Source organism: Bacillus sp. FSL K6-6540, from assembly GCF_038007545.1.
The window spans coordinates 4,815,172-4,837,254 of the sequence record NZ_JBBOXH010000001.1 but is presented as its reverse complement, the minus strand read 5'-3'; the positions used below and the strand labels follow the sequence as shown (position 1 = coordinate 4,837,254).

Below are 22,083 nucleotides of genomic sequence, written 5' to 3'. Positions count from 1 at the left end.
TCGTCTCCTTCGGTGGGTAATATGTATCTGGAGAAACACTTGAGATTACTGGGAGGCATCTTGTCATGACAGAACATCGACAACAACAGGAAGCAAAAATAGAAGAAACAAACCATACTGAAGTTCAATTCCAAACGGTAGACGACATCCTTGAATACTATGGCAAGCGCCACAAAGGCTTGCATGACTCGAAAGAAAGCGTAAATTAAGTTCAGCCTAACCGCTTCCGGCATGATCTTCATGCTGGAAGTGGTTTTTTAAAGACCAGTGAGCGTTGTGCGGGTTTATAGATGAGGGTGTAAAGATAAAATACTTGATTCAGTCAGCAAAATATGTTACTATTTCTTTTGTTGTGAATACGGTGGTCCGCTGCGGATAATGAAGGAAATACATAGAGTTTCCGGAAGATGCAAGAACACCTGTGTGAGAGGAGGGAGTCATAGATGAATATCGTTCAAGCGATTACTCAAGAACAACTTCGTAAAGATATTCCGAGCTTTCGTCCTGGTGATACTTTAAAAGTACACGTTAAGGTTATCGAGGGAACTCGTGAGCGTATCCAGTTGTTTGAAGGTGTAGTAATTAAACGTCGCGGTGGCGGAATCAGTGAGACTTTTACCGTTCGTAAAATTTCTTACGGTGTTGGTGTGGAAAGAACTTTCCCAATCAACTCGCCTAAAATCGATAAAATCGAAGTGGCTCGCCGTGGTAAAGTGCGTCGTGCGAAGCTTTATTATCTTCGTGAACTGCGCGGTAAAGCAGCGAGAATTAAAGAAATTCGTCGTTAATTACAAGGCGGTAAAAGGGGCTTGTGCGTATATACAAGCCCCTTTTGTATATCCAAAAATCGTTATCATGCGAAAGCGATCTACAGGGAAGGACGGTGGATTATGGAGAAAGATCAACACCAGGAGGCCATTGAAACCAACGTGGGGAAACCGGCCAAAAAGGCTAAGAACGAGCTTGTAGAATGGCTGAAGGCTCTTCTCATTGCGCTGGTTCTCGTCGTTCTCATTCGCTGGCTTCTCTTTAAACCGTTTATTGTACAGGGACCATCGATGGAACCTAACTTTGTTTCGAATCAGAAGCTGATCGTCAACGAGATTTTATATGATATCCGCAAACCCGAGCGTGGCGAAGTTATCGTGTTCCATGTTCCTGACGAGGGCAGGGATTTCATTAAACGCGTGATCGCGGTTGCCGGTGATACGGTTAAAGTGGAAGGCGATAAAGTGCTTGTCAACGGGGAACCTGTGAATGAAACCTACATACAGGAAGCAATTGATCAAGCCCATGCTGAAAATCGATTATACAATAACACGGATTTTCCGAACTCGTTTGTTCAGGACGGCGTTGTCCCGGAGGGCCATGTGTTCGTGATGGGGGATAACCGCTCCAACAGTACCGACTCCCGAATGATAGGATATGTTCCTTTGGGGGATATTATCGGTCGAGCAGACTTGATTTTCTGGCCGATTAAAGACATAGGGCTCATCAACCATTAGCCAGCCGCATGGCGCTATAGAAACGATGAAAGTTTGCAGAGCAAAGTAGAGGTGACGACGTTTGACAATACAATGGTTTCCTGGACATATGACCAAAGCGCGCCGTCAAATTCAGGAGAAGCTGAAGCTGATCGATGCCGTTATAGAACTGATCGATGCGAGGCTTCCGCTCTCAAGCCGAAATCCGATGATTGACGAGATTTTGCAGGGCAAGCCGCGGCTCGTTATTATGAATAAAGCCGATTTGGCCGATCCTGAGGTTACAAGGCAATGGCAGGCCTATTTTAAAGAAGCTGGGCTGACGGCTTTTCCCGTCGATGCATCCACGGGGACAGGCGTTAAGGATATTCCGAACCAGATTAAGCTGCTACTGAAAGAGAAGATCGACAAACAAATCGCCAAGGGCATGAACCCGAGAGCGATGCGCGTGTTGATTGTAGGCATACCGAATGTGGGCAAATCCACGCTGATTAACCGGCTTGCCGGTCGTAACATCGCGGAGACGGGAGACCGTCCAGGCGTCACGAAAGGACAGCAGTGGATCAAGGTTGCCGGCGGTGAGATGGAATTGCTGGATACCCCCGGTATTCTGTGGCCGAAGTTCGAGGATCAGAATGTAGGATACCGCTTAGCGGTAACCGGCGCGATTAAAGAGGAAATATTGAACGTAGAGGATATTGCCTTTTTTGCGATCAAATATTTCGCCAATTATTACTGGGAAACGATGAGCGAGCGCTTTGACCTGAAGGAGCGCCCGACGGATCTGGACAACCCGGATGAAATCGTCGCGGTCATGGAGGCGATCGGAAGAAAACGCGGCTGTATCGTAAGCGGCGGAAGAGTCGATCTGGAAAAAGCCTCGAGCCTATTCCTGCGTGAGCTTCGCGCAGGGAAGCTTGGTCGATATTCCATGGAATCGCCTTATTGATTCGTTTAAGGGAGAATGCACTGTCTCTCCCACCCCATTAAACCGAAAGAACCGTTCAGCCGAATACCGGCAGAACGGTTCTTTTTTCTTGTAAAGGATAAAACTAGTCTGTTTTTTCGGTAGATGCCCTGAAGATCGGCTTGGTTTGGATATGGGTGACTTGATAGGGCAGCGCCGGTTCTTTCACCCGGGACAACAGCATGTTAGCCGCAGCAATTCCCATTTCATCGCTATAGATATGTACCGTTGATAAATGGGGTTCAACGATGCGCGATTCAGGCGCATTATCGAAGCCGCATACGGCAATGTCGCCGGGGATGGCGATATGGCTATTCTTCAAGGCTTTCATCACATTGACCGCAATAAAATCATTGGCGCATACAAAAGCAGACGGCAACGGTTTCATCTGTTTCAGCCGCTTCTCCATCCAGTCGGACTCGGAGAAAAACTCACGGTCCGGGTTTAGGACACACTGTTCCGGATCCAGCCGGATCCCCATCTCGGTCAAAGCCCGATTAAATCCCACCCAGCGTTCGTTAAAGCTCTTGCAGTGCTGGATGTCCCCGATGAATCCCAAAGACGCGTAGCCCTGCTCGATGAGCCGCTTGGTCATATGGCAGGTGCTGTGTTCATTCTCCATCAGAAGCAAATCCGCCTGTAAGTCCGGGTAGAACATGTCAGCTGCACAATCGATAAATACCGTAGGCAAGCCCAGACTTGTGAGCTCCCTGCTGTATTCCATATCAAATAACTCAATACATATGATGCCATCCACTTTGGAGGATTCAAAATTGTTAGGCAGTGTCCGAGAGCTTCGATCAATGTCCCGGACAATATGAATGGACAGGTTATAGCCTTCCGCGCTGATTCGTTTCTCAAGCCCACTGATTAATCGCGAGCCAAAATGGGAGGTGCTTGGAAGATTCGCCGTCAGAAGAGCGATATTTCCCGGGTTTTTGGTCAGCAGATTGTCCGTCTCCATGAAAGCAAACTGTTTGTATTTCAGTTCAATCGCTTTTCGGATAACCTTGCTGCGCGTCTCGTCCGGAATACTTTCGCTCCCGTTCAAAGCCTTGGATGCCGTATTTCTGGAGATCCCCAGGGCATCGGCAATATCTTGAATTGTGACTTTTTCTTTCGTCATGTATCTGATTTCACCTCAAATGATCAAGTTCATACGAAGGTCCGCTGTTTCTTCCAGTTGCTAATGACCTCTGAATATCTTAAATCAAATGTATAATAGATTAGCCCAAATAGCAACCTTAACTTTACAAATGCACAATTGATTTTACATTTAAATAGCGGAGATTAAGTTGGAATCCACTTCGCTATTCCTTTACATTTGTTAAAACATCATCTAATAACAGTGGAAAGGGTGGATGTCCGTAATTTTACGAAAAGACCGACATGGGTTACCCGTGTTTATGACAAATTGACGAAATAAATGAACAAATTTTATTGTCAATTGCACAAATTTATTTTTACAAATTATATTGACTGGTGTTACATCATTTGATAAATTGTAAAAGCGACATTCAACATAAGTGAAAAATGAAAGCCTTTTCTGTAAGCAATATGTAAACTTCTCTAGAAAGAACGGGGGAACAGGTTTGAGACATTCAGTGGAACCAGCCAATCAGGGGGCAGGGGTAATCAAGGGACGGAGCTCCGCAGGGCGAACGCTCGCTTTCGTCAAGAAAAACTATTTTCTGTACATACTGCTGGCTCCGGCACTTATATTGACCCTTATTTTCAAGTACGTTCCGATGTACGGTGCCGTTATCGCATTTAAGGATTTCAGCCCGATTAAAGGAATCCTCGGGAGCGAGTGGGTCGGGCTCAAGCATTTTGAAAAATTTATCGCCTCGCCAAACTTTGACGTCATTTTTATGAATACGCTTAAATTGAGTTTTTTTGGTCTTATCTTTAGCTTCCCGGTGCCGATCCTGCTTGCGCTCATGTTAAACCAGGTTCGCAAAGCGGCAGTCAAGAAAAATATTCAGCTGTTCCTGTACGCGCCCAATTTCATCTCGGTGGTCGTCATTGTCGGGATGCTGTTTATCTTCTTGTCCCCGACGGGGCCGATCAATCAATTGGTCATTTGGATGACGGGAAGTCCGCTGATGTTTATGTCGCAGCCGGAATACTTCAGGTGGATTTATATTCTATCAGATATATGGCAGGGTGCCGGATGGGCCTCCATTATCTATGTGGCTGCTCTTGCGAATGTGGATCCCGAGCTGCATAACGCGGCCAGCCTGGACGGAGCTAACCTTCTCCAGCGCATCCGACATATCGATCTGCCTACGATTAGACCGATTATGGCGATCGTCTTCATACTGGCGGCAGGGGGCATTATGTCCATAGGCTTTGAAAAGGCTTATCTGATGCAAACCTCGATGAATCTTCCTACTTCGGAGATTATCGCTACCTATGTGTACAAGGTCGGCCTACAGTCAGGCGATTATGCGTACTCCGCAGCCGTTGGTTTATTCAACTCCGTCATCAATGTCATTTTGCTCGTAACGGTGAACTTTATTGTCAGAAAACTCAATGAAGGCGAAGGCCTCTACTAGGAAAGGAGTCATACTCATGGCCGTCAAACATTCACGCTTCGACCGCTTTCTGTTGTCATTAAATGCGATCTTTTTAACGCTTGCCGTATTAGTCGTTGTCGTTCCATTGGTTTACATTGTGGTGGCCTCGTTCATGGATCCCACCGTGCTGCTGAATCAAGGACTATCTTTTAAAATCTCCGATTGGAGCCTGGAAGGATATCAGATGATTCTGTCCAATCCCGCGATGCTCCGCGGATTTGGCAATGCCGTTTTCTATTCGACAGCCTTTGCCCTTCTCACGGTAACGGTATCGGTCTGTGCGGGATACGCACTTTCGGAGAACCGGCTGGCCGGACGCCATTTTTTCATGACGTTGTTCATTATCACCATTTTTTTCGGAGGCGGATTGATTCCTACGTATTTGCTTGTAAGGGAGCTTGGTATGCTCAATACGGTATGGGCCGTAATCATCCCCGGCGCGGTGAATGTGTGGAACATCATATTGTCCCGAACTTTCTTCAAAGGGGTGCCGAATGAATTGAAGGAGGCGGCCAATGTGGATGGGGCTACCGATATGAAAATCTTTGTTCGGATCGTTCTGCCGCTATCCAAGCCCATTATCTTCGTGCTCGCGCTGTATGCCTTCGTAGGCCAGTGGAACGCATTCTTCGATGCCATGATCTATCTGGACGATCCCAAGCTGCACCCGCTGCAGCTCGTTCTACGATCGATTCTCATACAAAACCAGGCTGCGCCGGGCATGATCAGCGACCAGCTTGCGATGGCGGAGCTGAAACGGCTCTCGGAAATGATTAAATATTCGGCGATCGTGATCTCCAGCCTTCCGCTATTGATTATGTATCCGTTCTTCCAAAAGTACTTCGAGAAAGGTGTTATGGTAGGCTCTCTCAAATAGGGGGCCGCCTTCAACATAGTTATCCAAATACATGATTCGGAGGTCATTGATATGATTGCGAAGAGATCCAAGAAACATAACCGCAAAAAAGCGGTAGCCCTGACAGCTCTGGCAACCGTGCTGCTCTTGTCCGGGTGCGGCAAGGGCGGGGAAGCCTCAAATGAGTCGCCGGACGGAAAGGTTACTTTGAATGTCCTGACGCAAAGCTCGCCGCTGGCTCCTGCCGACCCTAACGAGAAGCTGATCAACAAGCGCCTGGAAGAGAAAACGGGCATTCACATCAAGTGGAAGAATTATACCAGCGATGTATTTGCGGAAAAACGCAATCTGGCCGTAGCGAGCGGAGATTTGCCTGACGCCATCTTCGATGCGGGGTACGGAGATTACGATCTGCTAAAACTGGCAAAGGACGGGGTCATCATTCCCGTGGAGGATTTAATCGAACAGCATATGCCCAATCTGAAAAAGGTGCTGGAGCAAGCACCGGAATACGTCAACATGATTACGGCGCCGGATGGACATATTTATTCCTTTCCATGGATCGAGGAGTTGGGCTCAGGGAAAGAGCGGATTCAATCGGTGGATAACTTCCCCTGGATTAACGTGGAGTGGCTAGACGCCTTGGGACTGGACATGCCAACTACGACGGAAGAGCTGAAAACCGTATTAAAGGCGTTCAAAACCCAAGATCCGAACGGCAACGGGCAGGCTGACGAAATACCGCTTTCCTTCATTAATAAGCCGGGCGGCGAGGATCTGACATTCCTGTTTGCTTCATTCGGCTTGGGCGAGAACTGGGATCACACCGTCGTTACGGATGACGGCAAGGTGGTGTTCACCGCCGCAGAGGAAGGGTATAAGGAAGCCATAGCATTCATTCACGAATTATATGAAGAGGGCTTAATCGACATCGAAGCATTCCAGCAGGATTGGAATACCTACCTGGCCAAGGGAAAAGACCACCGGTACGGCATGTATTTTACGTGGGATAAAGCCAATATCACGGGCATGAATGATACGTATGACCTGATGCCGCCGCTTGCAGGGCCAACCGGAGAGATCAATGTAACGAGGACGAACGGAATCGGACTGGATCGGGGAAGATTGGTCATTACCAGCAGCAACAAGAAACTGGAGGAAACGGCCAAATGGATTGATGCCATGTATGAACCGCTCCAATCGGTTCAGAACAACTGGGGAACTTACGGCGACGATACCCAGCAGAATATTTTTGAGCTGGATGAAGCCAAAGGGATGCTGAAGCACCTTCCGCTTGAAGGCACAGCTCCGGTAGAGCTTAGACAAAAAACAAGCATCGCGGGGCCGCTTGCGATCCTGGACGAGTATTATGGAAAATACACCACGATGCCGGATGATGCGGCGTGGAGGCTCAAACTGATGAAGGACGTCATGGTACCGCACATGAAAGCGGAGAATACGTACCCGAAAGTGTTCTTCTCCATCGACGAGTTGGATCGCTTATCCACGATTGAAGCGGATTTGTTCCCTTACCTGGAAAGAATGCGCACCGAATGGTACCAGAATGGAAAAGTAGATCAGGAATGGGACGCTTACCTGAAGGAATTGGATCGACTTGGACTTCAGGAGTGGCTGACGATCAAACAAACGGGATACGACAGAAACATGAAGTAACCGTGTGGAATGCGGCCGCCGTTGATGCATATCGTTGAAGTACGGTCGTAAACCCATGAAAACGATAATGAAGGAGATCGCCATATGTCTATCACAGAACAACAAAACTATCGAAATGCCTATCATTTTTCACCACAGAAGAACTGGATGAATGATCCCAATGGAATGGTCTATTTTAAAGGGGAGTATCATTTGTTTTATCAGCATCATCCCTTTGGCACCACATGGGGACCCATGCACTGGGGACATGCGGTCAGCAAGGATCTGGTTTCTTGGGAAGAGCTTCCCATTGCATTAGCGCCGGATGAACATGGCACGATTTTTTCTGGCAGTGCCGTTGTAGATTGGAACAATTCCAGCGGGTTTTTCGATGAAGGGCCCGGGCTTGTAGCGATCTTCACGCACCATCATGATGTGCAGGGCGCTCAGCAAATGATGCAGTACCAAAGTCTGGCGTACAGCAAGGACGAAGGAAGAACGTGGACGAAGTATGACGGCAATCCGGTCCTTGGCCATGACAGCTATGTTGATTTTCGGGATCCCAAAGTGTTCTGGCATGAGCCGTCATCGCAGTGGGTGATGATTGTGGCGTGCGGGCAGACGGTATGTCTCTATCGATCTTCAAACTTAAAGGAATGGGTATTTGCCAGCGAGTTTGGAGAGGGCATCGGATTTCACGATGGAGTCTGGGAATGTCCGGACCTGTTCCCCCTTGCAACGGAAGACAGTGGAGTGCGATGGGTCATGCTTGTCAGCATTGGCGATGATCCGGCCTACGTCGAGGGCTCCAGGACGCAATATTTCATTGGAGACTTTGACGGGACAACGTTTATGCCGGATGAACGCTCCAAAGGTGAAGTGCGGTGGCTGGATTACGGCAGAGATAACTATGCCGGGGTCAGCTGGTCGGACATTCCGGCCGCGGATGGCAGAAGGCTGTTCATCGGCTGGATGAGCAATTGGAAATATGCAAACCTGACGCCAACGGATGGTTGGAGGGGGGCCATGACCTTAGTACGGGAACTCAAGCTGGAGACGCTGGAAGGCGAAGTTACGGTAACGCAGCAGCCGGCTCGTGAATTGGAAGCGCACCGCACCGAGTTGCTTTCCTTGCATGGTATCGCTGTGAATGAAGCTGCTGTCCGGTTAGCCGCTGTGCGGCTGGAGAGCTGCGAGATCCTTGTCCGCTTTGATGCTGCATTTTCGCTTGGTTTGAAAGTAAGGACAGGATTAGGGCAAGAGACGTTGGTCGGTTGGGATGCAGAATCTGCCGAAGTCTACGTGGATCGCAGCCGTTCAGGGCAGGCGGATTTCCATAAGGATTTCCCCGGCAAGCATTCGGCGCAGCTAAAGACATCGGGCTCTATGCTGGAACTGCGGATCTTCGTGGACCGTTCGTCCGTGGAGCTGTTCGCGGATCGCGGGCAGGCGGTGATCACGGATTTGATTTATCCTGATCCTGCTTCAACGGGAATCACCGTATTTGCCGATGATGACCGGAAGGTTATAGAATCCTTCCATATCTATGAGGTTTCTTCATCTGGTGGCCAGTTAAAGTAATATGAATCGATAAGACATAAGGAGATCCGGCAGTATGCGTATTGGAGCAATGGAAGCGGGCGGCACCAAATTTGTTTGCGGTATCGGAAATGAAAACGGAATCGTCGAGGATCGCATCAGCTTTCCGACAGGACAGCCGGAAGGTACATTGTCCAGAGCCATTTCCTATTTCCATGAACATGAGGTAGAAGCCATTGGCATCGGGTCGTTTGGACCCATCGATCTGAAGCCGGACAGCCCGACTTACGGGTATGTAACGTCAACACCGAAACATGGCTGGTCGCAGATCGATGTCCTCGGCAACATGAAGTCGCATATGGATATTCCCTATGGCTGGGATACGGATGTCAATGCAGCTGCTTTGGGAGAGGCGACTTGGGGAGCGGCCAAGGGGCTGAACAGCTGCGCTTATTATACGGTGGGTACAGGTCTTGGGATCGGCCTTTATTCCGAAGGCCGGCTGGTTCATGGATTGGTACATCCGGAGGGCGGGCATGTTCCCGTAAAACGCCATCCCGAAGATGCCTTTGGAGGAACCTGTCCTTACCATGGCGATTGCTTGGAAGGATTGGCAGCTGGGCCGGCGCTTGAAGCCCGATGGGGATTGAAAGGACATCTGCTGCCGGCCGACCATCCCGCTTGGGAAATCGAAGCCTATTATATAGCGCAGTCCATCACCGGACTGATTCTGACGAATTCCCCGGAGAAGATCATACTGGGCGGCGGCGTTATGCAGCAGGCTCAGCTGTATCCCCTCATTCGTGCAGAGGTGAGGCGTAATTTAAACGGATATGTGCTTGCCGACGAAATTGTACATGATATCGAGAAATATATAGTTCCTCCGGTATTAGGCACCCAGTCCGGCTTATGCGGGGCATTGGCTCTGGGAATCCGGGCATGGCAAGATTCGTCATCCTAAACAGGTTCGATTAGGAGAACAGCCCGATTGTTCGGGCTGATCCTTCCTATATCACGTGTGGTAAAGAATCCGAAAAGAGGTGGATATATGAAATTACCGCAGGATGTACATACAATGCTGCTGCGCACGTTGTCTGCGATCACGATGTCCTTATTGCTGGCGACAAGCGTCATTCCGGCTTCGGCTGCGTCAGTGATCCAAGAAGCGAATGCAGCTTTGAAAGGGGAAGGAGAAAACGACATTTTTGAAAGCGTATCCAATGTCAATACCAACCTTGAAGGGTGGCAGTTGAAGGGCAAAGGCAAGATGGAACAAACGGCAGAAGGTTTACGGCTTCGTTCCGATTCAAGTGAGAACGCAACGGCGATCTCCTCAACCAGAGCGGATGATTTTGTCTATGAAGCCGATGTGATGATTACGGATATGCAAGCAGATGCTTCGCTGGTCTTTCGTTCAAGCGTTGACGGCTGGTCATCGTATATGCTGCAAATCGTGCCCAGCGCAGGCTTGGTACGCCTCAAGGATGCCCGCGAAGGGGATGGAAGATTGAAGGTGGAAAAAGCGGTCGCGTTGAGTCGAGGGGACATCGTTCACCTTAAGGTCAAGGTGGTAGGCAGCAATATTAAGGTATATTGGGGAAGCCAATATGAACCGATGATTGAAGTCGATGATACGGCTTATTCCACAGGATACCTGGGTCTTCATGTGTGGGACGGTTCCGCCCTGTTTCAAAATATCAAGGTGAGCGAGTGGAAAGGCAACCTGTTCGGACCGGCAAATACGAGCGGGGACTGGCAGCCTGACATCAAAGGGCTTAAGGGATCGGCATCGAAGGGGCTCGAAGCCTACAGGATCTATAAGAATGCGGCTGCGGATTATGTGCTGGAAGGCAATATCACCTTAGGGGGACAGGCTGAAGCCGGGTTCTATTGGAGAGGGAACGATCAAGGAACGGAGGGATACGAAGCCGTATTCAGGAGAGAGGATGATCAGGTCCGGGTAACGCTGGAAACCTCGGATGGAAAGGTGATTGGCGCATCGAGCCGTACCTACCCAAGCCTGCCGACAAGTGCGCATCATGTGGAGATCCACGTCTCCGGAGACAGTATTCAAATGGCTGTAGATGGTTACGAACCCGCTGCGATCCGCGTATCCGAAGGAAGTTACGCGGGCGGATCGATCGGGATGAAGGTAAAGTCCGGAACGGCTTACTTTCAGGACGTTTATGTAACCCCGATGGCGGATTATTATACAGAGGAATATCGTCCGCAGTATCACTATAGCCCAATCCGAGGCTCGGCAAGCGATCCGAACGGATTGGTCTATTTTGAGGGGGAATATCATCTATTCCATCAGGACGGAGGCCAGTGGGCGCATGCGGTCAGCCGGGATCTGGTGCATTGGAACCGGCTGCCGATCGCACTGCCTTGGAACGATCTCGGACATGGTCGGGTTCTGCCGTAGCCGATACAACGAACGCTTCAGGTCTGTTCGGGGATTCTGGAGGCAAAGGGCTAATTGCCTACTACACATCCTTCAATCCTGATCGGCCGGGCGGGAATCAGAAGATCGGACTTGCTTACAGCACCGATCACGGACGGACCTGGACGTATTCGAAAGAACGGCCGATCCTCATCGAGAACCCGGGCAAACAGGGCGAGGATCCGGGAGGATGGGATTTTCGCGATCCCAAAGTGGTACGGGATGAAGCCAACAACCGCTGGATCATGGTGGTATCAGGGGGAGATCATATCCGTTTCTTTACCTCCGACAATCTGGTCGATTGGACCTTAACGGACCGTTTCGGGTATGGGGAATATATCCGTGGAGGCGTGTGGGAATGCCCGGATCTGTTTCAGCTTGCCGTGGACGGCTCCGGTCAGCGCAAATGGGTGTTGATGATCAGCAGCGGCGCTAATCCGAACACCCAAGGCTCCGATGCGGAATATTTTATTGGCGATGTGACGCCAGACGGCAAATTTATGAATGATCATACGGCCGGGAACGTGCTGAGAACGGATTGGGGCAAGGAATTCTACGCTTCCATGTCTTTCTCCGACCTGCCGGACAATCGAAGAATCATGCTGGCATGGATGACGAACTGGGATTATCCCTTCAGTTTTCCGACTTCGGGCTGGAAGGGTCAGCTGACCATCCCTAGAGAGCTGTCGCTCAGAACGACGAGTGAGGGGATACGTCTGCACCAGTCTCCAATCGCTGAGCTAGAGACCCTCCGGAAAACGGTAATCCATGTGAATAACAGGCAAGTGACGGAGACCTCGCAGAATGTGTTAAAGGGGATTCAGGCAGGCGCATTTGAAATCGAGGCGGAAGTCGAGATTCCGACAGACAGCAGCGAGCTGGAATTCGGGTTCCGGCTGCGGGAAGGCGGCGGACAACAAACGGTGGTCGGTTATAACAACTCCGCGCATCACATGTTCATTGACCGTTCGGCATCGGGAACCACGGATTTCTCCAGCCTGTTCTCGACCGAACATAAAGCTTTGCTGCACCCCGTAGATGGAGTGGTCAAGCTGCGTATTTATGTCGATGAATCTTCCGTCGAGGTGTTCGGCAATGACGGAAACATTGTGTTCTCGGACGTTATTTTTCCGGATCGGGCCAGACGGGGGATGAGCTTTTACACTCTAGGCGGCCAAGTAAAGCTGAAATCCCTGAAGGTGCATGAGCTGGATTCTGTGTGGAGGCCTCTTGATCCATCGGAACCTGGTTCCCGCATCCTGTTGGATTCATACGAGCTGGACCTGTCCCGGGGACAGACCGAATCGTTGTACGCAGCCGTGGATCGTGTCCCGGGCAACGGGAAGAAACCTTTGGTATGGACATCCAGTCATCCCGATACGGTCCGGATTGTTTCATCCGATGAGACCCATGCCGTATTGAAAGCGGCGAATGCGGGGGAAGCCGTCATTACGGCCTCAACCCCAAACGGAAAAATATCGGCGAGCACCCGCGTGTTGGTCTCGAGCGGAACCTTCAAAACGAATCTGACGGGATGGAAACCGGATCTTAAGGCCTCGAAGTGGGTCCTTACCGAGCATGGAATCCGGGGCAGCCATTCGAGTGATGCTAATTATATGGCGCAAGAGAGGGCAGGAGACTTCACGTTCGAGGGAGACATGCGGCTTGGGGAAGCAGGCGGTGCCGGATCCATGCTGTTTCGGGCAAGCGGGGACGGCCGCAGCGGATATTATCTGAATTTGGATCCTGGTTTGAAGTCGATTCGGCTCTTCTACATGGTCGAAGGTCGATTCGAGGAACGTCAAGTCCTGGCCAGCGTCCCCGGCTTTATCCAAGGGGGAAGAACCTACCACCTGAGGATTGAAGCGAAAGGTCCGCATATTCAAGTCGACGTGGACGGGAAGAAGGTAATCGATGTGATGGACGGGACATTTGCCGAAGGGCATTTTGGAGTCAATGTGTTCGGCGGACAGGCTTCCTATCAAAATGTCTACGTCCGTCATCCGTCTGAAGCTCGACTGACGAAAACCAGCTTCACGAACGAAGCCGTGAACAAGGCGATCCATACCGAGAAATCCGTAAACGGCGAACCCGTTACCGTGAAGGAATCAACGGGTACGGGCAACCTGCTATGGGTATGGGTACCGACAGGAGAAGAAGGCACGTATTCCATTCGCACGCCGGAAGGGAAGGCTTTGGATGTGGATACCGGGCAGAACCGGATTCAGTTATACACGTATCTTGGTTATAACAATCAGCGGTGGAGAGTGGAACGTCAGGAAGATGATACGGTAACCATCCGATCCGTCCACGATGGACGGGCGCTTGCCGTAAAGGCTGACGGTTCGGGGCTGGAATTGAATGAGCCGGATGCCGCTTCGGATCGTCAGCGATGGCGGCTTGGGCTCTGAAGCCAAGGATCGATAATCGAATAAAGGGAAGAGCTGCCGCTGCCGGCGGCTCTTTTTTTCGGGGAGTATAACCGATGGTTCGCCGATGGACGAACCCATTCCTGCCGGGATTCTTAACGGGATAAAAGGGTGACGCTCCCTGGCGAGTATGATACTCTAGAAGAGTTACTAGATTGATAGAATAGATGCGATACACCGTGTGAACGAATAGGCAACAAACGGTAATTCGGAACCAAAGGGGTTAAACCTATGACAGATTTATTGATGTACGAGCGAGAGTATTGGAGCCGTTATATACATATTGCAGGCATCGACGAGGTCGGCCGCGGTTGTTTGTTCGGCGATGTGGTCGCTGCGGCGGTCATTATGCCGGAGGGGCTGGTCATTGAAGGAATTAACGATTCGAAGAAACTCAGTGCCAAGAAGCGGGAAACCCTATACGACCTGATCATGGAGCAGGCGCTGGCGGTCGGCGTCGGTTTGGTGGATGCGGAAACGATTGACCGCATTAACATCAAACAAGCGGCAAGACTTGCGATGAAGAAGGCGATCGAGCAGTTGGCGGTTCCCCCGCAGTTTCTGCTTGTTGATGCCGAGAAGGTGGATTGCGATATTCCCCAGCGTGCCATCATTAAAGGGGACGCCAACAGCCAGTCCATAGGGGCAGCTTCCATTATAGCCAAGGTCACCCGCGATAGGCTGTGCGAGGGGGAATGGGAGGCGCGTTATCCGGAATACGGAATCGCCGTACATAAAGGCTATGCTACCAAGTTTCACCGGGAACAGCTGCAGCTGCACGGACCTACCGCCATGCATAGAAGAAGCTTTTTGAAAAATATGGAGATTGAGCAATTGTCCTTGTTCTAGATTTCGATGCAGCCCGCCCTCGTCAAAAGGCGGGCTGCTGCCGATATATAAGATAAACAGAAGGTGTGGGAGGAACTGTCGTGAACATCGGATCGTTGATTCGCGGACTCCTGGGCGAGCAGAAGCCGGGAGACGCCAAGACGTTGGAACTTAAGCCGGGTCAAGTCGTTCGCGGTGTCGTTATGAACGTATCGGAGGACGGGCAGGAAGCGGTGGTGCAGATCCAGGGCGTTCAAGTGAAAGCGAAGCTGGAAACGCCGCTCCGAGCCGGGGAAACGGCTCTGCTGCAGGTTCAGCCGCCGGGAGAGGGAGGGACAGCGGTGCTTAAGCCTCTCAGCCAAACGCCGGGACAGCCGTTGACCCCTTCATCCATGGCTGAGGTGCTGGATTTTGCGGGTCTTCCGGATACGAAGGAAAACCGCGAAATGATCCGGGGCATGCAGAACGCGGGAGTTCCCCTGACGAAGGACAATATTGCCATGTTCCGAGAGGCTTTGGCCGTAAAGCCTCCTCAGATCCCGGCCGCCGAATGGGCAGAGTCGGCAGCGATCGCATTTCACCGCGGACTGCCGATTACCCCTGAAAGCGTGAAGGGACTGCATCAGGCCGTATTCGGCCCCCAGCTGCATCAGCTGCTGCAGTCGCTCGAGCAGCAGCTGACGACTGCTCTAAGCAACGGTAACGGAGGCGCAGCGGCTGCCGGGAAAAATGCAGCGTCCGCTGCGCCTTCGACGGCAGCTGGCGCAGAGGGTACCGCTGCCGCGCAGCAGCAAGCAGCAGCGGCGAACAATGTCGCTGGAGGTACCGCGCAGGCCGGCTCAGGTCAGCAGGCGCTGCTGACCAAGCTGCAGGGCCTGCTGCAGCAGCTGCGCGGCGAGCTCGCGCAGCCATGGGCCAGCGGCGGCACGGCAGCGCCTGCCGCCGGACAACCCGCCGCCGTGCCCACAGGGCTGGCGGCAGCTCTTGGCGAAGGGGCTGCAGGCCCTTCGCCAAAGCCGCCCACCCCCGGCGCGGAGCCGTGGGTGGGGCGGCTCTTGAAGCTGCTCGGTGCGGAGCACGAGCAGCAGGCCCTGCGCGGGGCCGGGACGGGCCCCGCGGGCGAAGCGGCGCGCGCGGGCAGCACCGCGCCGGCAGCGCCAGCCGGGCAGCCTGCGGCGCCGCCCGGAAGCGGCACGGCCGCGGGCGCGGCTCACGGCGCCGCCGCGCCCGGAGCGAATGCGGCCGTGCCCGCATCGGTAGCTGCTCCAACGGCAGCAGGCGCGGCTGCACCGGCTCCGGCCGCAGCGCAGCCAACCGCTGCTGCGGCAGCCCAAGCTTCCCTGCCCGCCACTCCTGCCTCTGGCAGCGGGGGCGCAGCAGCGAATATGCCAGGAGCCTCCGCCACGCCAGGGAATGCGGCAAACGCGAACCAGCAGGCACCGGGTGTTCCGAATGCTCAGGCTGGCGCCGTGAATCAGCCGGGCTTGACGCACCCGGTAACGCCAACCGTACAGCAGCAAATAACCCAAGGCGTGCATCCGGCCACTATGGCTTCAGGGCCATCGGGGGATTCGTCGCTTGCCCTGCAGGATACGCTGAAAGGGGTGCTGCTTCAGGTGCTGTCCAGCCAGGATGCGCCTCCGGCGCTGAAGGAAGCGGCCCAACAGGTCATTCAGCATTTAACGGGCCAGCAGCTCTTGCTGAATACCGATCGAACGGCGCCGTTCGCACAGATCACGCTGTTCATCCCTTTGCATGGCGCCGACGGGGAACAGACCGCGTCCGTACATATTCAATCCCGCAGAGGCCGTAAAGGCGAGCTGGATGCAACCAACTGCAGGCTGTTGTTCGACCTGGATATGAAGTTTCTGGGGCAGACCCTGATCGATGTGCAGGTTGTTGACCGGATCGTCAGCCTTAACTTTCGGAATGATCAGACATTTGCCGCGGAGCTGTTCGAAGGGACCAAGCAGGAGTTGGCACAAGCCGTTTCGTCGATCGGCTACCAATTGCTCAGCGTCAAAACAGAACCGCTGCCCCTGGATTCGCCGCCGGCAGCAGAAGATTCCGTGCAGGGAACGGCAGCCGAATACACCCCTCAGGTTTATAAAGGGGTGGACATGCGGATATGAGCAAGCTAGAGAAAGAGGAAGGGTCAATCACCGCCATGAAAAAGGCGGTTGCGCTTAAATATACGCCCGGCGAAAGCGAAGCGCCGGTTGTGGTTGCCAAGGGACAAGGCAAACTGGCGGAGTCTATATTGGATAAAGCCAAAGAGCATGGCGTTCCCGTGCAGGAAGATGCTGCCTTGGTGGAGATTCTCTCCAAGCTGGATCTGGATCAACAGATTCCGGAAGAGCTGTACCAGCTGGTCGCGGAAGTGCTGACGTATGTTTATCGTGCGGATCGTCAAGCGAAGGACGGAGGGATGATGCCGTCATGACCTCGCCATCCGGAAAAAAGGACAACCGCAAGCAAAAAGGAGCGGCTGCCGAAGAACTGGCGGCCGCCGCCCTGATTCAAAAAGGGTACCGGATTCTGGACCGGAACTGGCGCTGCCGTTTTGGAGAATTGGACATCGTGGCGGAAACAGGGGAGACTCTTGTAGTGATCGAGGTTAGAAGCCGAAGCGGTACGACAAGCTTCGGCACGCCTTCGGAATCCGTGAACGCCCGCAAAGTGATGCAGGTTCGTAACACGGCCCAGCAGTATGTTCACCAGAAGCGTTATTACGAACGGACGATACGTTTCGACGTCATTTCGGTTATGCTCCGGGAAGACATGACGGCAGATTCGATGGATCATATCGAGAATGCATTTTAAGTTGGGTCTGATCCGAATCAATAAGAATAACCATAGAAACAGGTGAGGGCTCCTTGATCCCTCACCTGTTTCTGCATAATGGCCGTTCTCTTTAATACGAGCATACTTCCAAACAATTGTCGTCCAGGTCATAGAATGTAAAATAGGTTGCGCCGTATTCCAGGATGGAATCGACCCGTACGTTTTGCATCCTCAGATGCCGATATGCGTCCTCCACGTTCGGAACGAAAAAATTAAACATGGCATGCCGGCGCTCAAAATATCTCTCTTCTTCTGTTGAGAAAAGGGTAAGGGAGGTTTGTCCGAACAGAATGCATTGATACTCCCCTTGCTCGCTCTCCCAGCCGATTCTGCCCCCAAGAACGCCTGTGTACCATTCTTTAGCGGCTTTTATATTTCTCGTGGGGACAAAGACGGTGTCAATATGCTGAAATATAGAAACGCTCATGCTATCCTTCCTTTCGGCCTTATTCTTGCGCCAGATCATAATATGCTCTTGTTGTCCTGTATCGGGATCCACGGTTTCTTCAAGGTGTTCAAAACCGTTCTTCGCGTAGAAGCGGAGTGCCCTTTGGTTATCCGCATATACCCGAAGCTTCAACGTATCTCGAAGGTCCATGGCATAGCGAAGGAGGGCTTTTCCGCATCCTTGATTTTGGCGGCTTGGATCGATGAACAATGCCGCTAAATCCTCGCCTACAAGGGAAACAAAGCCCCGGACTTGACCTGTTTCCTCCAATAGATAAGTTTCGGCCATCGGGAGGTATACCTCCCGCATGTCCCCCTGCTTGGATTCCCAATACTCGGCGGGTATAAAATGGTGGGCCTCTTTGGAAGCGGCTAGCCATATTTCGATAAGGTCATTTAGATCTTCATTGGTCATCTGTCTGATCATCATAAAATATCGACTCCATTTCATTAACGGTGTATTTCTTCGGTTGCTATATATTGGCGATCCAGTTGTCGGTATTGAATCGCTTCGGCGACATGCCGGCTTTGGATGCCGTCGGATGCCTCGAGATCGGCGATGGTTCGAGCCAGCTTCAGGATTCGGTCATATGCGCGCATGCTCAGGCCCAGCGTATCGATGGTTGCTTGCAGGAGATCTGCCGACTCCTTGTCCAGCCTCGCATGTTTTCTCAGAAAACTGCCGAACAGTTCGCTGTTCCAGCCGAATGGCAGCCCGTCATAGCGTTTCAATTGAATCGCTTGTGCCGCATAGACCTGATCCCGCATGTGCTCGGAGGATAAGGGCGGCGTGCTTCCCGGCCATTCCTTGGGCCGAGGCACGTCCACTTGAAGGTCGATTCGGTCCATCAAGGGGCCCGAGATTTTCGCCCGGTATTGGGCGATCCGCGAAACGCTGCAGGTGCATCGCTGATGAGGATGGTCGCTGCCGTAGTAACCGCACGGACAGGGATTCATCGAACAAGCCAGCATGAAATGCGCCGGGAAGGTAAAAACCGCCCGCGCTCTGCTAATGGTCACTTCTCGATCCTCCAGAGGCTGACGCAGCACCTCCAGCACATGCCTTGAGAACTCGGGAAGCTCATCCAGGAACAGAATGCCTTTATGGGCCAGACTGACCTCTCCCGGCTTCGGTATGGTTCCTCCTCCGATGAGGCCGCCGGCTGAGATGGTGTGATGGGGAGACCGGAAGGGACGTCTCTTCATCAGCCCATCGGAAGGCTTTAGCTTCCCGGCAGCGCTGAATATTTTCGTTGTCGTCAACGCTTCTTGGTCGGCCAGCGGCGGAAGTATGGTGGGAAGGCGCTTCATCAGCATCGTTTTACCGGTACCGGGGGGCCCGATGAGAAGGATATTGTGCATGCCGGCCGCGGCGATGGTCAGGGCGCGTTTGATATGCTGCTGCCCGATCACGTCCCTATAGTCTTCGAGCTGCCTGCTCTGATGGCTACCTTCTTGCGATCTGCTTGCATTCATCGATCGGTCATACCGGAGCTGTGAGAGCGAAACGGTAACAGTGCCATCTCCTGCAGCATCACTACGGCGAGTGGTTTCTGCTGGTGGATTCGGGACGAGCTCATTCAAATGACCGAGCCCATAGACCTCGATTCCTCCGATTAAAGCAGCTTCCGCCGCATTTTCCCGCGGAAGAAGAACGCCGGCATACCCTTCTTTTTGGGCTTGCTCCACCATCGGAAGAACTCCCGTCACGGGCCTGAGCGTACCATCGAGTGCAAGCTCGCCGATGATCAATATTCGATCGGCATTCGAGAAGGCCCACTGCTCGCTTGTCAGCAAAATGCCTACGGCGATCGCCAGATCGAAGGAGGAACCTTCCTTGCGCAGGTCAGCAGGGGCAAGATTGACGGTCACCCGTTTCAGTGGATAAGTAAAACCACAGTTTTTAATCGCTGCCCGTACTCGCTCGACGGATTCGCGGATGGAGGAATCGGGCAGACCGATGATGGCGGTTTGCGGCAGCCCGTTAGCGAGGTCCACCTCCACTTGAATGATGACGCCGTCAATGCCGTGCAAGCAGGCGCTATGAAGTTTTCCGTACATAAGTAAAGCACCTCTTTTCAGATATCAGTGGATTGTAACAAGAACGAACATCCAAGATTCGAAAAGGGTGCTTCCTCATTTTCGCTGGGTGATTCTAGTCCGTATTGTAAAAGTTTCCCTCCTGTCTGTCAATTCGCGAGTATATACTAAAAGCCCCGTCGTACAGGCAGGAACCCGGACAGGATGCGGAGTTTCGGCCATGAATGTACCGTGTTTCAGATCATTGCCACTTTTTCAGATTCTGAGGTCTGGCCAATAACGGGAAGGATTGTGAATGGTCAATGAGCGGCTCCGGCAGGTACAATCAAATCCGTAAACGTCAAGACGGGTTGAGCGTCGAGCGTTACATTATCATACATAAGGGAGAGGGTTGCGTGAAAATTTGGAATCGAAAGCTAGGGCTGGCGGCATTGGCTGCCGTCTTGACCGGCGCATTGTTGAGCGGCTGCTCGAAAGATAACGCGGCGAACGAGGGGAATCATGAAAGCGCTGATACTGGGAAGGAAATCACGTTAGAGATGATGACCTTTTCCCATACGAATTGGCCGTACAAGGAGAATTGGCCGATTTATAAGTACTTAAAAGAGGAAACCGGCATCTCCTTCAAGGTGCAACCCGTCATGAGCGATTACACCACCACGATGAACCTGGCGATATCCTCGGGCGAGATCCCGGATCTCATGATGGTCAACAGCCTGAATGCCGCCAACACGCACGGGGCCAGCGGCGCGTTCGTCGACTATTTCGAGCATCTGGATCAGATGCCGAATTACAAGAAGTTTCTTGATGATCATCCGGAGGTAAAGGCCGCTATTCTGTCTCCCGAGGGAAAAAATTATTTTATGCCGTTGTACGGATTTGAGCAGCAATCCAGGCGTTCCTGGCTTTACCGGGACGATATATTCAAGAAACACAATCTGACGCCGCCCACTACTTACGACGAGCTGTATACCGTTGCGAAAAAGTTGAAGGAACTGTACCCGGACAGCTTCCCGATTGCCGTGTTCAACGGATTGAGCCCGCTGGTTAATATGGCACCTGCGTTTAATACCAACAGCAGCTATTATTACGATTTCGAGAAGAACGAATGGCGCTACGGACCGACAGAAGACAACTACAAGAAAATGGTCGAATATATGAATAAATTTTACGCGGAGGGCTTGGTTGCGCCTGACTTCATGGCACATAAACGCAAGCAATTTAACGATCTGCTGCTTCAGAACAAATCGTTTATCGCCAGCGACTACATCGGCATCATGGATGAACTGCCGTTGATGCTGGGGGATGCATCGTCTGAGTTCAGTCTTGATTACATGGTTCCGCCTATCGGCACGCCGGATGGCAAGTCCCATAACGTGTTTGCCGGATTGCAGAGTGACGGCTTTGCCGTAGCGGCAAATTCCAAAGAGCGGGATCGACTGCTGCAGTACCTTGATTTCCTGTTCTCCCCCGAAGGGATTGAGCTGGCAACCTGGGGCAGGGAAGGCGAGACCTTCACGACGGAGAACGGGGTTCGCACGTTCAACGATGATTACAAAGAGTTTGGCGACTTAAGAACCAAAACGGGAATCGCGACGATCGGTGCTCACATAGTATTGGACATGACCGCATACGAGTCCATGTATTCACCAAAAATGCGGGAAGCAATGAAAATCGCACCAGACCATGAAACGAAGCCGCAGCCAAGGCTTGCGTATACGAATGAAGAGAATGAAGTGCTGAGCATGGTCGGAGAAACCGTGAAGAAATTCCATGAGGAGCAGATTGCGAAATTCATTTTGGGACAGAAACCGATGGATGAATGGGACACTTACGTGCAAGAAGTGAACAAACTTGGCGTGCAGCAGGTGCTGGATGTTCATCAAAGCGCTTATGAACGGACGCAGAAATTCCTGAACGAAGCCAAGTAATTTAACCTGAACGCCATGCAGCCAGAGGAACCGCGGCGGCTCT

Annotated in this window: 17 protein-coding genes and 1 pseudogene; 15 read left to right on the top strand and 3 right to left on the bottom strand. The window is 52.0% G+C overall.

Features of this window, described 5'->3' with window-relative positions:
* Positions 1 to 65: 65 nt before the first annotated feature.
* The 4 genes from MHH82_RS21355 (at position 66) to ylqF (ending at position 2,433) form a co-directional block, all read left to right on the top strand.
* Entirely contained in the window at positions 66 to 209 is a 144-nt protein-coding gene (locus MHH82_RS21355; RefSeq protein WP_162939111.1) for a hypothetical protein, read from the top strand.
* A gap of 234 nt (positions 210 to 443) precedes the next feature.
* Positions 444 to 788, top strand: a complete 345-nt coding sequence (gene rplS, locus MHH82_RS21350; RefSeq protein ID WP_015736355.1) for a 50S ribosomal protein L19 — start codon at positions 444 to 446, stop codon at positions 786 to 788.
* A 102-nt stretch (positions 789 to 890) separates the two neighbouring features.
* Positions 891 to 1,505, top strand: a complete 615-nt coding sequence (lepB, locus tag MHH82_RS21345; protein WP_036663956.1) for a signal peptidase I — start codon at positions 891 to 893, stop codon at positions 1,503 to 1,505.
* Between the two features lie 61 nt (positions 1,506 to 1,566).
* Positions 1,567 to 2,433 (top strand): ribosome biogenesis GTPase YlqF, encoded by an 867-nt coding sequence (gene ylqF / locus MHH82_RS21340; protein ID WP_015736353.1) that lies wholly within the window; start codon positions 1,567 to 1,569, stop codon positions 2,431 to 2,433.
* Between the two features lie 103 nt (positions 2,434 to 2,536).
* On the opposite strand, the gene MHH82_RS21335 is transcribed toward ylqF, so the two are convergent.
* Positions 2,537 to 3,577, bottom strand: coding sequence for a LacI family DNA-binding transcriptional regulator (locus MHH82_RS21335; RefSeq protein WP_015736352.1), 1,041 nt, complete (start codon positions 3,575 to 3,577; stop codon positions 2,537 to 2,539).
* Positions 3,578 to 4,085: 508 nt separating this feature from the next.
* Between MHH82_RS21335 and MHH82_RS21330 the strand changes: the two genes are divergently transcribed.
* The 10 genes and pseudogenes from MHH82_RS21330 to MHH82_RS21285 all read left to right on the top strand — a co-directional run bounded on the left by MHH82_RS21330 (position 4,086) and on the right by MHH82_RS21285 (position 17,601).
* A complete protein-coding gene (locus MHH82_RS21330) occupies positions 4,086 to 5,009 on the top strand; it encodes an ABC transporter permease (protein WP_085982522.1) in 924 nt (307 codons plus the stop codon).
* A 16-nt stretch (positions 5,010 to 5,025) separates the two neighbouring features.
* Entirely contained in the window at positions 5,026 to 5,907 is an 882-nt protein-coding gene (locus MHH82_RS21325) for a carbohydrate ABC transporter permease (protein WP_036663954.1), read from the top strand.
* Between the two features lie 51 nt (positions 5,908 to 5,958).
* Positions 5,959 to 7,560 (top strand): ABC transporter substrate-binding protein, encoded by a 1,602-nt coding sequence (locus MHH82_RS21320; protein ID WP_036663951.1) that lies wholly within the window; start codon positions 5,959 to 5,961, stop codon positions 7,558 to 7,560.
* An 84-nt stretch (positions 7,561 to 7,644) separates the two neighbouring features.
* Positions 7,645 to 9,120, top strand: a complete 1,476-nt coding sequence (locus tag MHH82_RS21315; protein ID WP_340967814.1) for a glycoside hydrolase family 32 protein — start codon at positions 7,645 to 7,647, stop codon at positions 9,118 to 9,120.
* Between the two features lie 34 nt (positions 9,121 to 9,154).
* A complete protein-coding gene (locus MHH82_RS21310; protein WP_145037575.1) occupies positions 9,155 to 10,039 on the top strand; it encodes an ROK family protein in 885 nt (294 codons plus the stop codon).
* Between the two features lie 87 nt (positions 10,040 to 10,126).
* Positions 10,127 to 13,932, top strand: a pseudogene (locus MHH82_RS21305) (GH32 C-terminal domain-containing protein).
* Positions 13,933 to 14,181: 249 nt separating this feature from the next.
* Positions 14,182 to 14,799: a ribonuclease HII gene (locus MHH82_RS21300; protein ID WP_009590921.1), complete on the top strand. Its 618-nt coding sequence runs from the start codon at positions 14,182 to 14,184 to the stop codon at positions 14,797 to 14,799.
* Between the two features lie 80 nt (positions 14,800 to 14,879).
* Positions 14,880 to 16,910: a hypothetical protein gene (locus MHH82_RS21295; protein ID WP_015736345.1), complete on the top strand. Its 2,031-nt coding sequence runs from the start codon at positions 14,880 to 14,882 to the stop codon at positions 16,908 to 16,910.
* Positions 16,907 to 17,221 carry an EscU/YscU/HrcU family type III secretion system export apparatus switch protein gene (locus tag MHH82_RS21290; protein WP_015736344.1) on the top strand — a complete coding sequence of 105 codons (315 nt, stop codon included), beginning with the start codon at positions 16,907 to 16,909 and terminating at the stop codon, positions 17,219 to 17,221. The genes MHH82_RS21295 and MHH82_RS21290 overlap by 4 nt, the downstream gene beginning before the upstream one ends.
* Entirely contained in the window at positions 17,218 to 17,601 is a 384-nt protein-coding gene (locus MHH82_RS21285; RefSeq protein ID WP_036659194.1) for a YraN family protein, read from the top strand. The genes MHH82_RS21290 and MHH82_RS21285 overlap by 4 nt, the downstream gene beginning before the upstream one ends.
* A gap of 91 nt (positions 17,602 to 17,692) precedes the next feature.
* On the opposite strand, the gene MHH82_RS21280 is transcribed toward MHH82_RS21285, so the two are convergent.
* Together MHH82_RS21280 and MHH82_RS21275 are read right to left on the bottom strand one after the other, a co-directional pair.
* Positions 17,693 to 18,499, bottom strand: a complete 807-nt coding sequence (locus MHH82_RS21280) for an N-acetyltransferase (protein WP_340967813.1) — start codon at positions 18,497 to 18,499, stop codon at positions 17,693 to 17,695.
* 20 nt (positions 18,500 to 18,519) lie between these two features.
* On the bottom strand, positions 18,520 to 20,130 hold the full coding sequence (locus tag MHH82_RS21275; RefSeq protein ID WP_340967812.1) for a YifB family Mg chelatase-like AAA ATPase: 1,611 nt from the start codon (positions 20,128 to 20,130) through the stop codon (positions 18,520 to 18,522).
* 374 nt (positions 20,131 to 20,504) lie between these two features.
* Between MHH82_RS21275 and MHH82_RS21270 the strand changes: the two genes are divergently transcribed.
* Positions 20,505 to 22,040 (top strand): ABC transporter substrate-binding protein, encoded by a 1,536-nt coding sequence (locus MHH82_RS21270; protein ID WP_340967811.1) that lies wholly within the window; start codon positions 20,505 to 20,507, stop codon positions 22,038 to 22,040.
* Positions 22,041 to 22,083 lie beyond the last annotated feature (43 nt).

What these genes read in the sequence shown, in the direction of transcription:
- MHH82_RS21355 (WP_162939111.1), top strand. Translation starts at nt 66, where the DNA reads ATGACAGAACATCGACAACAACAGGAAGCAAAAATAGAAGAAACAAAC.
- rplS (WP_015736355.1), top strand. Translation starts at nt 444, where the DNA reads ATGAATATCGTTCAAGCGATTACTCAAGAACAACTTCGTAAAGATATT.
- lepB (WP_036663956.1), top strand. Translation starts at nt 891, where the DNA reads ATGGAGAAAGATCAACACCAGGAGGCCATTGAAACCAACGTGGGGAAA.
- MHH82_RS21335 (WP_015736352.1), bottom strand. Translation starts at nt 3,577, where the DNA reads ATGACGAAAGAAAAAGTCACAATTCAAGATATTGCCGATGCCCTGGGG.
- MHH82_RS21325 (WP_036663954.1), top strand. Translation starts at nt 5,026, where the DNA reads ATGGCCGTCAAACATTCACGCTTCGACCGCTTTCTGTTGTCATTAAAT.
- MHH82_RS21320 (WP_036663951.1), top strand. Translation starts at nt 5,959, where the DNA reads ATGATTGCGAAGAGATCCAAGAAACATAACCGCAAAAAAGCGGTAGCC.
- MHH82_RS21315 (WP_340967814.1), top strand. Translation starts at nt 7,645, where the DNA reads ATGTCTATCACAGAACAACAAAACTATCGAAATGCCTATCATTTTTCA.
- MHH82_RS21310 (WP_145037575.1), top strand. Translation starts at nt 9,155, where the DNA reads ATGCGTATTGGAGCAATGGAAGCGGGCGGCACCAAATTTGTTTGCGGT.
- MHH82_RS21300 (WP_009590921.1), top strand. Translation starts at nt 14,182, where the DNA reads ATGACAGATTTATTGATGTACGAGCGAGAGTATTGGAGCCGTTATATA.
- MHH82_RS21290 (WP_015736344.1), top strand. Translation starts at nt 16,907, where the DNA reads ATGAGCAAGCTAGAGAAAGAGGAAGGGTCAATCACCGCCATGAAAAAG.
- MHH82_RS21285 (WP_036659194.1), top strand. Translation starts at nt 17,218, where the DNA reads ATGACCTCGCCATCCGGAAAAAAGGACAACCGCAAGCAAAAAGGAGCG.
- MHH82_RS21280 (WP_340967813.1), bottom strand. Translation starts at nt 18,499, where the DNA reads ATGATGATCAGACAGATGACCAATGAAGATCTAAATGACCTTATCGAA.
- MHH82_RS21275 (WP_340967812.1), bottom strand. Translation starts at nt 20,130, where the DNA reads ATGTACGGAAAACTTCATAGCGCCTGCTTGCACGGCATTGACGGCGTC.